Raw genomic sequence first — 11,893 nt, forward strand, 5'->3', positions numbered from 1 at the left:
CAGCGAAAACTTAGAGTTTTGTCAGTTCTTCCCGCAGGTACTCGTTTACCAAGCCGGGATTGGCCTTGCCCCTGGTTTCCTTCATCACCTGTCCGACAAGGAAGCCGAGGGCCTTTTCTTTACCGGCCTTAAAATCGGCCGCCGATTTCGGGTTGGCGGCGATGACGCGCCGCACGACGGCCCTCAGTTCAGCCTCGTCGCTGATCTGCACAAGGCCCTTTTCTTCGATGATCTGCTGCGGCTCCTTACCGGTACTGAACATCTCCTCGAAGACCGTTTTGGCGATTTTGCCGCTGATAACCCCCCGGTCGATCAATTCCAGCAGGGAGGCCAGTTGCCGGGGCGTAACCGGTCTCGCGGATATATCGATATTCGTGGCGTTGAGCAGCCTGGCCAACTCCCCCATCACCCAGTTAGCCACGACCTTGGGCTGCGGGTAAAAAGACAGGCACTCTTCGAAGTAGTCGGCCATCTCTTTGGTGCTTGTCAGCACGGAAGCGTCGTAAGAGGAGAGGCCGAAATCGTTCACGTAACGCCGCTGACGGGCCTCCGGAAGTTCGGGAAGCTCGCGCCTGACGGCCTCGACCCACGAGGGGCTGATCACCAGGGGAGGCAGGTCGGGTTCGGGGAAATAGCGGTAGTCGTGGGCCTCCTCCTTGCTGCGCATGGAAACGGTGACCCCCCGCTCCTCATCCCAGGTCCGGGTCTCCTGGACGATCCTCCCGCCGTCCTCCAGGACCTGGATCTGGCGTTGGATCTCGTAGGCCAGAGCCTTCTGGAGGGCCCTGAAGGAGTTCATGTTTTTGATCTCGGTCTTGGTGCCGAGTTCGGTGGAGCCCTTGGGGCGGACGGAAACGTTGGCGTCGCAGCGCAGCGAGCCCTCTTCCATCTTGCAGTCGGAAACCCCGGTATATTGAATGATGGCCTTTAATTTCTCCAGGTAAGCTTTGGCCTCCTCGGGTGAATCCATGTCAGGCGAGGAGACGATTTCCAGCAGGGGCACGCCGGTACGGTTGTAGTCGACGTAGGAGTAAGGGGTCGAAGCGATCGTGCCCTCGTGGATCAGCTTGCCGGCGTCCTCTTCCATATGTACCCTGACGATGCCGACCCGCTTGCGACCGGCCTCGCTTTCTATCTCCAGGTAGCCGTTGTAGGCCAGCGGGAGGTCGTACTGTGAAATCTGATAGTTCTTGGGCAGATCCGGGTAGTAGTAGTTCTTGCGGTCGAACTTTGAAAAGCGCGCGATCTCGCAGTTCAAAGCCAATCCAACCTTGATGCCGTACTCCACCACTTTCTTGTTGGTAACCGGGAGCACCCCGGGCAGGCCCAGACAGACCGGGCAGACGTGCGTGTTCGGGTCGCCGCCGAACTCGGTGGTCGAGAAGCAGAAAATTTTGCTGTTGGTCTTCAATTCAACGTGAACTTCCAGGCCGATGACCGCTTCCCATTTGCCCACTTAAGCCACCCCCTTGCCGATGCGAGGCCTGACACGGTGATGCTCGGTGCTTTGCTCGAAGGTATAGGCGATGCGCAACAGCGTTCCCTCGCCCAGCGGCCTGCCGATCAACTGCAGGCCCACGGGCAGCCCGTCCACGAACCCGCAACACTGGGAGATGCCGGGCAGCCCGGCCAGGTTGACGGCCAGCGTATAGATGTCGGAAAGATACATCGTCAACGGGTCGTCGGTCTTTTCCCCGAAGCGGAAGGCCGGGCTGGGCGCCGTCGGGGAAAGGATGGCGTCGAACTTCTCGAAGGCGCGCTCGAAATCCCTTTTGATCAGCGTGCGGACCTTGAGGGCCTTGTTGTAGTATGCGTCGTAATAACCGGCGGAAAGGGCGTACGTTCCCAGCATGATGCGCCGCTTCACTTCGTTGCCGAAACCGAGGCTCCTGGTGCGACTGTACATGTCGATAATGTCCTTGGCGTCTTCCGCGCGGAAACCGTAACGGACCCCGTCGTAGCGGGCGAGGTTCGAGCTGGCCTCGGCCGGGGCGATGATGTAGTAAGTCGGCAGGGCGTAACGGGTGTGCGGGAGTGTTGTCTCTTCGATATGGGCGCCTCTATCTTCCAGCACCTTGATGGCCCGTTCGATGACCGCCCTTACCCTGCTGTCGAGGCCCTCGGCGAAATACTCCTTGGGGAGCCCGATTTTGAAGCCCTTGATGTCGTCCACCAGAAAAGACGTGTAGTCCGGCAGTTCATGGATGACCGAAGTCGAATCCATCGAATCGCGGCCGCAAATGGCGTTAAGCACGAGGGCGCAATCCGTAACGTCCTTGGCGAAAGGCCCTATCTGATCGAGCGAAGAAGCAAAGGCAATCAGCCCGTACCGCGAGACCGTCCCGTAGGTCGGCTTCATTCCCACCACGCCGCAGAAAGCCGCGGGCTGCCGGATGGAACCGCCCGTATCGGAACCCAGGGCGAAGATGGCTTCGCCGCTCGCCACGGCCGCCGCCGACCCGCCGCTCGAACCTCCCGGGACGCAGTCGGGGTTCCAGGGGTTGTGCGTCGGATAAAAACCGGAGTTTTCAGTGGACGACCCCATGGCGAACTCGTCCAGGTTGGTTTTCCCCAGCATTACGGCGCCTTCCCGGTCCAGTTTGCTTACGACCGTGGCGTCATAAGGGGGGATGAAATTAAACAGGATCTTGGAGGCGCAAGTTGTACGCACCCCTTTGGTACAAAGGTTATCCTTCAAGGCCATGGGAATCCCGGCCAGGGGACCTATCGTTTCTCCGGCCCGCAGCCGCTGGTCCACCCTCCGGGCCTGCGCCAGGGCCTGGTCACGCGTCAGGGTCAGATAAGCCTTGACAACTTCCTCGGTTTCGGCTATCCGCTGATAAATGGATGTGCAAAGCTCTTCGGCGGAAATCTTGCGCTGCAGCAGCAGGTTGTGCAGTTGATGGGCGGTAAACTCGTACAGCTCCAAGCCAATCACTCCTTAGCAACTCCGGCAACCTGGCTAACGGGTCTAAACAATCTTGGGCACCCTGAAGAAATTCCCTTTCCTGTCGGGAGCGTTGGCCAGCACGTCCTCGACGTCGAGGTGCTCCCCGACCTCGTCCTCGCGAAAGATGTTTTGCAGCGGCAAGACGTGCGCCGTGGGCGGGACTTCACCGGTGTCAAGGTCCTGCAGAATCCGGGCGTAGTCCAGGATCCTCCCCAGTTGGGAAGTATACATTTCCTCTTCCTCGGGGGTCAGTTCCAGACGCGCCAGCAGGGCCACGTGTTGAACGTCCTTTCGCGTCAGCATGTCAATGCCACTCCTTTACGCCGGTTGAACTCAATACAAGGTATTATACCAAAAATACCAACGCCTAGACAACATTTCTTGTCCCGGCATACATTATTATCCACCCCTTGCACGAGAACTTCTCAACATACAAAAAACTCCCTGCGCAGGAGTCTTAAGAAAATGAGTGGATAGTGAGATTTTCCCCCGGTCCGAATGCCGAACGCCGAAGTCTAATGCCGCCGGGCATCAGCCCGGCTCAGGAGTTCGGCGGCGTGCTGGCGCACGGCGCTCGACACCCCTTTCCCGGCCAGCATCCTGGACAGCTCTTCGAGCCGGCTGTTCTCGTCGAGCACCGAAACAAGGGTGCGCGTCCGCCCCTGCACGACCTCTTTGCTGATCTGGAAATGACGTTTGGCAAAGGAAGCGATTTGGGGCGCGTGGGTAACGCAGATTACCTGATGGTGGCGGCTGATATCGGCCAGTTTCTCAGCCACGGCGTCCAGGGCCCGTCCCCCCACTCCCGCGTCGACCTCGTCAAAGACCAGCGTGGGGACTTTGTCCCCTTCGGCCAGCGCGTTTCTAAGGGCAAGCATGACCCGCGAAAGCTCGCCCCCCGAAGCGATACGCGAGAGCGGCCCCGCCGGCTCGCCCGGGTTGGGGGCGAAATAGAAGACGGCCTCCTCCCTGCCGTGGGGCGTCATCCCATCAACAGGTTCCAGATTGACGGCGAAAACCGCTTCCAGCATCTCCAGTTCGCGGAGTTCCGCCGTAACGTGCCGGCTCAGTCTGGCGGCGGCGTCCCGGCGCAGTTGCGAAAGCCTTTCGGCGATTTCCCGCCACTGGCCGGCAAGATCAGCCTGTTGGCGGCGCAATTCTTCAATCGTGTCTTCCGCGCTTGACAGCGTCTCGATTTCGGCGGCGATGGCGGCACGATACTGCAGTATAGAGGCGATGCTGTCCCCGTATTTTCTTTTAAGACGTCCGATCAGGGCCAATCGCTCTTCGATAGCGTTCAGGCGGCGCGGGTCGCGGTCGCCCGCATCCTTTAGCCTGGCAAGCTCCCGCGCCTGTTCCTGCACCTCATAGACCATATTCGCCAGTCCGTCGGCGAGACCGGCGGCGGCCGGCACGTAGCGGGCCAGTTCCTGCAACAGGCGGGAGCAATCGCTCAGTAAATCGGCGGCCGGCCGCTGGTGCCCGTCGCCCCCGTACAACAGGGCGTAGGCCTGGTCGGCCAGCTCGGCGATCCGGGAAGCATTCTGCAAGTAGATGCGTTCGCTTTCGAGTTCCTCTTCCTCGCCGATCTGCAGCCCGGCGGCGTCGATCTCGTCCAGCTGAAACTGCAGGGTGTCCTGCCTGCGGGCCCGTTCCTTGGCCCCCGTTATCATGTCGTCCAGTTTCCGGCCGGCCTCGTTGTGCCGGGCATAGACCCCGGCAAGACGCCGGCTCAAGTTAAGGAGTTCCGGCCCCCCAAAGCAGTCGAGGAGGCGCCCGTGGTGTTTTTCCCGCAGCAAGGACTGCTGCTCGCCCTGGCCGTGAAAATCGACGAGTTTAAGTCCCACCTCGCGGAAAACAGCGGCCGCAACGGTGGTCCCGTTAATCCTGTAAAGGCTCCGGCCGTTGCGGTAGATATCCCTGCTTAACACCAGAAAGCCTTCCTGGGGCGCCACCGGGGTGCCGGACAGGTCGAGCCCTTCCAGGTCAAAGACAAGCTCGACGCAGGCCCTGTCGGACCCGGCCCGCACAACGTCGGACGAAGGGCGCTGACCCAGACCCACCTGCAGCGCCTCGATGACGAGGGATTTCCCCGCTCCCGTCTCGCCTGTCAGAACGTTTAAGCCCCGGACCAACTCGAGATCCTGGTCGCTGATCAGGGCGAAATTCTTGGCCATCAGGCGGCACAGCATAAGCTACCCCTCCAAACAAGAGACCTGAAGCCAGAAGTTGGAAGTCTGACCGGGAAGCGATCACTCCGTGATCGCCAGGTTTTAAATACTCTGAAATCTGCCTTGCGGCCCGGCACCTAACGGTTAGTATCGGATTTGCGTGCCGGGCGAGTCCGAACTCTGACTTCCGGCATCTGACCTCCCTTATTGCCGGCCTTCCAGGAAACCGGCCAGGCGCTCGCTTATCTTTTTTACCTGCTTGCGGGGTTTCACGGCAATGAATATGGTATCGTCGCCGGCCACCGAACCCATGATCCCCGGCCACTGTACGTGATCGAGCGCGGAGGCCACCCCCTGCGCGGCCCCCGGCACGGTTTTAACAACAACAAGGTTTTCCGCGTAGTCGACGTCGAGGACCTGGTCGCGGAACATCCGGCGCAAGCGGTCCTCGGAAATCACCTGGGGGCGCTCACCGGGCGCAAGGTAGCGGACACCCGACCCCGTGTTCGATTTCACCAGGCCCAGTTCGCGGATGTCCCGCGAAACCGTCGCCTGGGTTACATCAAAGCCCCTGGCCCTGAGGGCCTGGGCAAGCTCAACCTGGGTAGCCACGGGCGTCTCGCGGATGATTTCCAGGATTTGTTTATGTCGTCTGGCCTTCATGCGCTGACTTCACCCTTTACTCCGAACTGCGCTGCATCAAGGACTTCGCCTTTCTAATCGCTCACGGAGCACCTCAAAGAAACTCCACCGGTGAAACCTTACTAGCAGGGCGGGCTTGGCGGCCTGACGCAGCACCACCATGTCCCCCGAGGCCAGGTCGCGGCTCTCCTGCCCGTCGGCGACAAGCATGGCTCCCTTTTGGGCGGAGAGCAAACGTGCTTCAAGGATACTGGAAGGACCGACGACAAACGACCGTTCCACAACACTGTGCGCGCACAGGGGCGTGATCAGGATCCCCTGGACGTCGGGCGTGAGCAGGGGCCCTCCGGCGGCCAGCGAGTAAGCCGTGGAACCGGTCGGCGTGGCGACGATCAACCCGTCCCCTAGATAACTGGTTACCAAGTCGCCGTTTACCCGGACCTCGGTACTGATCGGCCGGAGCAGGGTGCCCTTCGTGATGACGAAATCGTTTAAAGCGATACCGATTCGCCGTGATCCTTGAGCGTTCCTGATTTCGGCCTCCAGCATCGACCGCTGCTCGAGGTGGTAGTCGCCGCTGAAAAAGCGGTCGACGGCCCCGGCGACGCCGGCGGGATCGATTTCGCTCAGGAACCCGAGCCGGCCCATCCTGACACCGAGGACGGGGATGTCGAGCGGGGCCACCCGCCTTGCCGTGCCCAGCATCGTTCCGTCACCGCCGAGGGCGATGACCATTTCCGCCAGCGGCAGCTCGCTGACCAGTAACTCGCGGTGTTTAACCAAAGGTATGCCGCTGTCGTAAATCCACAGGCCGGCTCTCCAGGCGCCAAGCCGTTCCCGGATCTCGTCGACGATCCGCTCCACGCACTCGACGTCCAGATGCCGGTTCGCGATCAGACCTACCTTCCTCAATTACGTACCACCTTTGTCTTTCAGTTCCCGGTGAGCCTCTTCCACGACATCGGCGACTTCGCCGTCCCACCGGCGACCGCCCTTCTTCCCAGCATAGAGCAGGTACTCGATGTTGCCCTCGGGCCCGCGCACCGGGGACCAGGTCAGCCCCTTAACCGTCCACCCCAAGGCGTGAACGGCGTCGATAACGGATCTTATCACCTCGGCATGCACGACCGGGTCACGGACGACCCCTTTTTTGCCGACCCTGTCGGGACCTGCTTCAAACTGCGGCTTAATCAGCAGAACAGCGTCGGCGTCGTCGGCGGTGAGCCTGTCGATTTGGGGCAGGATTTTAGACAGCGAAATAAAAGAGACGTCCACCGTTGCGAAATCCGGTTTCGCCCCGGGATCGAGCTTTTCCTGTTCCAGGTGCCTGATGTTGGTCCGTTCGTAAACCACGACACGGGGATCCTGGCGCAGTTTCCAGGCCAGCTGCCCGTAACCCACGTCCACGGCATAGACGCGCCGGGCTCCGAATTGCAGAGCGCAGTCGGTAAAACCCCCGGTCGAAGCCCCCACGTCAAGGACGGTGCGATCGGTCAAATCGATGTCGAAGGCGCGCAGGGCTTTTTCCAGCTTCAGCCCGCCCCTGCTGACGTAAGGCAGTTGCCCGCCCCGCACCTCGATCCCGGCTTCCGGATCGATCAAGGTTCCCACCTTGTCCACCCGCTGCCCGGAAACAAACACGTGCCCGGCCATTACCGCCGACCGGGCCATCATGCGCGAGGGAAAGAATCCTCGTTCAACCAAAAGGATGTCAAGCCGTTTCCTGACCATCACCTATATCTTCGTCGGCGCCAGTCGGAGCCTGGACCGCTGCAGTTCCACGCGCACTTTCTCCGCGATCTCTTTGGCGTTCAAACCGTATTTCTCGCGCAGGATCGACGGGGACCCATGCTCGAGAAAGGCATCGGGCAGGGCAATCAAATGCGGATGTACGTCGTACTGCCTTTTCGCGGCCAGGAGCTCCAGGACGGCCGCGCCAAAACCGCCGCTGACGACATTTTCTTCAACAACGAAGAGCTGCTTGCTGCGCCTGGCGTAGGTGAGGATGCACTCCTCGTCCAGGGGCTTGACGAAGCGGGCATTGATGACCGCCGCCTTAATGCCCGCAGCCGCAAGCATTTCGGCCGCCTTGAGGCTGGGCTCGACGGTGTTGCCGACAGCGAGGATGGTAGCGTCCCGGCCTTCCCGCAGCACCTCGGCTCGTCCAAGCGGGATTTCTCTGAAGTCCTGGTCAAGCGGGCACCCGGTTCCGGTCCCGCGGGGATAGCGCACGGCTACGGGCACTCTGTAGTCGACAGCCGCTTTCAACATGTGCTGCAGCTCGTTTTCGTCCCGCGGAGCCATCACGGTAAGGTTGGGGATAAGCCTTAGATAGGAAAGATCGAAGATGCCCTGGTGGGTCGGACCGTCATCGCCCACGATACCGCCCCGGTCGAGAGCCATGACCACGGGCAGGCGCTGCAGGCAGACGTCGTGAACGACCTGATCGAAAGCGCGCTGCATAAACGTGGAATAGATCGCCACCACCGGGCGCAAGCCCTCGGCAGCCATGCCCGCCGCCAGCGTAACGGCGTGCTGCTCGGCGATCCCGACGTCGAAAAAACGGTCCGGGAAGGTTTTGGCAAACTCGGCCAGGCCGGTGCCGCTGGTCATTGCCGCAGTGATGGCCACTATTCTTTCGTCTTCCTGGGCCAGAGTCAGGAGGGTGCGGCCGAAGACTTCGGTATAGGTAACCCTGCCGCTCTTCTTAACCTTCCCCGTCTCCACGTCGAACGCCCCGACGCCGTGGAACTTGTCGGGATTGGTCTCGGCAGGCTTGTAGCCCTTGCCCTTCGTGGTGAGGACGTGGACGATAACCGGCCCTTCGGCTGCCTTGGCCTTTTTCAAGATATTCAGGAGTTGCGGGATGTTGTGGCCGTCGACGGGGCCAAGATAGGTGAAGCCCAGTTCCTCGAAGATCATGCCCGGAACGACAAGATACTTGAGGCTGTCCTTAACCCGCAGCGTCCACTTCAGCAGCCGCGGTCCGATGGCGGGGATGCGCTGCAGGAGTTCCTCCAGTTCTTCCTTGCCGCGCGTATACATAGGGTCTGTCCGCAGGCGGGTCAGATACCCCGACAGGGCCCCGACGTTCTTGGCGATCGACATCTCGTTGTCGTTCAGAACGACAACCAGCCGTCTCTGCATATGCCCGGCGTGGTTGAGGGCCTCAAAGGCCATTCCGGCCGTTAGCGCGCCGTCGCCGATCACGGCCACGACCGAGCTGTCGTCATCGGCGCGGTAGTCGCGCCCCAGGGCCATGCCCAAAGCAGCGGAGATCGAGGTGGAACTGTGACCGGTCCCAAAGACGTCGTACTCACTTTCGAAACGGCTGGGAAAGCCGCTCAAGCCCCCATACTTCCGGAGCGTCGGAAAAGCCTCGCGCCGGCCGGTGAGGATCTTGTGAACGTAACACTGGTGCCCCACGTCCCAGATGATCTTATCGCGCGGGGCCTCAAAGACACGATGGAGAGCGATGGTGAGTTCAACCACACCCAGATTGGGCGCCAGGTGCCCCCCGGTCTGGGATACGGTATTGACGATCAGTTCACGCGCTTCGGCCGCGAGGCGCTGCAGTTCATCGACGGAAAGCGAGCGCAGGTCTTTCGGTTCATTAATGCGATCGAGGATGCGTTTCAACGACGCCACACCTTTGACCGGTTTTTTACTTTATTATGCCCCGACGGGTTTGACGGGTTTAACGGGCGCCGGATCCTCTCCATACTGGCCAGGACCCGGGCGACCAGAAACACCACTTCGTTAGCCCTGTTGATGGCCAGCCTTTTGCCCAAAAGCTTGCCCGAAACGGTTAGCGAGGCGATGCCGGCCGTAATTAACACATTAGCCAAAACTATATTAAATCCCTGCTGCATCGTCGCAAGTTGCACAATCAGAGAAATGCCCAGGGCGCCGGACAGCGTGCCGGCAATATCACCCACGATGTCATTTGAGAAGTTGGCGACCTTGTCGGCGTTGCGGATCAAAAATACGCCCTGCTGCGCCCCAAAAACCTTTTTGGCGGCCTTGGCGTGGAACGGCGCTTCGCGGGCTGCGGTTACGGCAGTACCCAGGATGTCGAAGAAGACGCCTACGGAAATGATCAGGATGAGAAGGAGTGCGGCCACGATGATGTTGGCCAGTCTTCGCGTGGCAACCTCGGTAAGGAAACTGAAGAATACCGTCGAGGTAAACGTCCCTACCGCGACGATGATCACATATCGAAGAAACGAACGAGAATAGCCATTGGTCAAACAGGCGCACCTCACCCCGTAATGGGGTTAAAATAACAAAAACAGGTAAGTGACAGCAAACCGAAGAAATATTGTAGCTTAGGTCCAGTAGGTTTTCCCAAACGCCCACCGTGCGTCGCCGCTCCGGCGGTTTCCCTTTAAGGGCGTTTCCAGACCGTTACCGGTACCGGGACTGGATTGCCACTCAGTCTACACTGCAATCTCCGGCCTGCCCTGGACATCCAGACAGCCTAGAAGTTTTCCTTAACAGTTGACTCTCTCCCCTAGCCTCTTTTGCAGCAATGGTTTCGACCGGCCCCCCGAACGAGCGGCGCCACCCGATCGGGAAACCCTTAACGGTATCCACCATTACCACTCAAGGCAGGCTACGCTGCACGCAGCTTCTTCACCACGTACAGGTTTTTACCCCAAGCCATAGTTCAAAATCCCCACGAACTTGGGTCTCCGCGGAAGCAGGGTCAACGCCCGCATGCCATTGCAGGTCGCCCCGCAACCTTAACTCCCAGTACCAACCCCCGACTGGGCGTCGGATGCCAGCACCAGGAACTTCATCGATGTGCCCTCAGCGGATTTTTAGGCCCGCCCTTGAAGAAAGAGCCGCTGACTAGGATACTGCATCACTTACCTGTTTTCGATTTTCAAAGATTAGTTGCCTTATTATCATAGCATAACCGTAAAGGCCTTTCAAACTTCAGCCGGCCGCGCATTACCCCGGTCCGTCACGAGCCGGTGAAAGAGGAAGATGCCGCACCCCTAAAACTCACGCGTTAAAACGAATTGTACCGCTTGACGGAGAAAATCGGCCTTCGTATCAAACCCCTGCAGGGCGGACAGGGCCAGTTCGGCCTCCCGGCGGGCCCTCGCGCGCGCCTCATCCAGCCCGAACAGTGACACGTAGGTAAGCTTGCGGTTCCTGGTGTCGCTGCCCACCGGCTTGCCAATAACCTTTTCGTCGCCGACAACGTCGAGGATGTCGTCGGTGATCTGAAAGACCAGGCCGAAGTGCTCGGCGAAAGCGGTAAGCTGTTTGAGCTGTTGTCCGCTTCCCCCTCCCAGGATGCAGCCCGCACGTACGGCCGCGCGAAACAGGGCGCCGGTCTTGGTCCGGTGGATGTACTCGAGTTCCGCGGGATCTGCCTGCCGGTCCGTTGACTGGATGTCCATGACCTGCCCGCCGATCAGGCCCATGGTGCTGCAGGCCTCCGCCACGTCCTCTACCAAGCCTAGGGCGTTTCCATCCAGGCAGCCGTGTTCCCGTACGCTTCGGCCCAGGAGCCCGAATCCCAGCGTGAGCAGCGCGTCGCCGACCAGGATGGCCAGCGCCTCCCCGTAAACCTTGTGACTTGTCGGGCGCCCCCTGCGCAGGTCGTCGTCGTCCATAGCCGGGAGGTCGTCGTGCACAAGCGAATAGGTGTGAATGAGCTCAAAGGCGCATGCCGCCGCCATGGCCTTGCCCGGATCCCCGCCGACAGCCTCGCAGGCGGCGAGGGTCATCGCCGGGCGCAGTCGTTTGCCGCCGGCGAAAACGCTGTAACGCATCGCTTCGTGAATGACGGCGGGGTGGACGTCAGCCCCAGGCAGATACCGGTCCAGCGCGGCATCAACCAAATATCTTTTCTCCGCCAGCCGGTCGAGAAAGTTCATTGCTCTTCATCGCCCGTTTCTATCGCGGAACCGGACAGGAACCTCACCCTCTGCTCGGCGCTGTCCAGAATGGAACGGCAATGCCGGGCGAGGGTCACTCCTTCGGCATAGAGGTCCAGTGCTTCCTCCAGCGGAAGCCGGCCGTCCTCCAGCCGGTGCACGATTTCTTCCAGGCGCATGATCGCCTCTTCAAAACTCAGGTTTCCCATACACGCCTCCCCGCAAACAACCAAACG

Annotated in this window: 11 protein-coding genes; all 11 read right to left on the bottom strand. The window is 60.4% G+C overall.

The features are described from left to right. Positions 1-10 precede the first annotated feature (10 nt). Complete coding sequence (gene gatB, locus ACPV0M_RS05220) at positions 11-1,456, bottom strand: Asp-tRNA(Asn)/Glu-tRNA(Gln) amidotransferase subunit GatB (protein WP_425621897.1); 1,446 nt, start codon at positions 1,454-1,456, stop codon at positions 11-13. Further along, a complete protein-coding gene (gene gatA / locus ACPV0M_RS05225) occupies positions 1,457-2,929 on the bottom strand; it encodes an Asp-tRNA(Asn)/Glu-tRNA(Gln) amidotransferase subunit GatA (protein WP_425621898.1) in 1,473 nt (490 codons plus the stop codon). 42 nt (positions 2,930-2,971) lie between these two features. Next, a complete protein-coding gene (gene gatC / locus ACPV0M_RS05230; protein WP_425621899.1) occupies positions 2,972-3,253 on the bottom strand; it encodes an Asp-tRNA(Asn)/Glu-tRNA(Gln) amidotransferase subunit GatC in 282 nt (93 codons plus the stop codon). 212 nt (positions 3,254-3,465) lie between these two features. Beyond that, positions 3,466-5,142 (bottom strand): DNA repair protein RecN, encoded by a 1,677-nt coding sequence (gene recN, locus ACPV0M_RS05235; protein WP_425621900.1) that lies wholly within the window; start codon positions 5,140-5,142, stop codon positions 3,466-3,468. Between the two features lie 183 nt (positions 5,143-5,325). Then, complete coding sequence (gene argR, locus ACPV0M_RS05240; RefSeq protein ID WP_425621901.1) at positions 5,326-5,784, bottom strand: arginine repressor; 459 nt, start codon at positions 5,782-5,784, stop codon at positions 5,326-5,328. Positions 5,785-5,820: 36 nt separating this feature from the next. Beyond that, on the bottom strand, positions 5,821-6,675 hold the full coding sequence (locus tag ACPV0M_RS05245) for an NAD(+)/NADH kinase (RefSeq protein ID WP_425621902.1): 855 nt from the start codon (positions 6,673-6,675) through the stop codon (positions 5,821-5,823). Beyond that, positions 6,676-7,494 (bottom strand): TlyA family RNA methyltransferase, encoded by an 819-nt coding sequence (locus tag ACPV0M_RS05250; RefSeq protein WP_425621903.1) that lies wholly within the window; start codon positions 7,492-7,494, stop codon positions 6,676-6,678. A gap of 3 nt (positions 7,495-7,497) precedes the next feature. Further along, positions 7,498-9,402, bottom strand: a complete 1,905-nt coding sequence (gene dxs, locus ACPV0M_RS05255) for a 1-deoxy-D-xylulose-5-phosphate synthase (protein ID WP_425621904.1) — start codon at positions 9,400-9,402, stop codon at positions 7,498-7,500. After that, positions 9,399-10,013 carry a hypothetical protein gene (locus ACPV0M_RS05260; protein WP_425621905.1) on the bottom strand — a complete coding sequence of 205 codons (615 nt, stop codon included), beginning with the start codon at positions 10,011-10,013 and terminating at the stop codon, positions 9,399-9,401. Before ACPV0M_RS05260 ends, dxs begins: the two co-directional genes overlap by 4 nt. A gap of 753 nt (positions 10,014-10,766) precedes the next feature. Then, positions 10,767-11,657 carry a polyprenyl synthetase family protein gene (locus ACPV0M_RS05265; protein WP_425621906.1) on the bottom strand — a complete coding sequence of 297 codons (891 nt, stop codon included), beginning with the start codon at positions 11,655-11,657 and terminating at the stop codon, positions 10,767-10,769. Next, the gene (gene xseB / locus ACPV0M_RS05270; RefSeq protein ID WP_425621907.1) at positions 11,654-11,866 is read right to left on the bottom strand and encodes an exodeoxyribonuclease VII small subunit; all 213 of its coding nucleotides are present in this window, start codon (positions 11,864-11,866) and stop codon (positions 11,654-11,656) included. The genes ACPV0M_RS05265 and xseB overlap by 4 nt, the downstream gene beginning before the upstream one ends. Between the last annotated feature and the right edge of the window lie 27 nt (positions 11,867-11,893).

This window comes from Desulfosceptrum tomskiensis (genome assembly GCF_049818055.1).
Taxonomy (GTDB): domain Bacteria; phylum Bacillota; class Desulfotomaculia; order Desulfotomaculales; family JASEER01; genus JBFLVT01.

Bases quoted from the DNA above. Each gene is read 5' to 3' on its own strand.
- gatC (WP_425621899.1), bottom strand. From the start codon at position 3,253: ATGCTGACGCGAAAGGACGTTCAACACGTGGCCCTGCTGGCGCGTCTG.
- recN (WP_425621900.1), bottom strand. From the start codon at position 5,142: ATGCTGTGCCGCCTGATGGCCAAGAATTTCGCCCTGATCAGCGACCAG.
- argR (WP_425621901.1), bottom strand. From the start codon at position 5,784: ATGAAGGCCAGACGACATAAACAAATCCTGGAAATCATCCGCGAGACG.
- ACPV0M_RS05250 (WP_425621903.1), bottom strand. From the start codon at position 7,494: ATGGTCAGGAAACGGCTTGACATCCTTTTGGTTGAACGAGGATTCTTT.
- ACPV0M_RS05265 (WP_425621906.1), bottom strand. From the start codon at position 11,657: ATGAACTTTCTCGACCGGCTGGCGGAGAAAAGATATTTGGTTGATGCC.
- xseB (WP_425621907.1), bottom strand. From the start codon at position 11,866: ATGGGAAACCTGAGTTTTGAAGAGGCGATCATGCGCCTGGAAGAAATC.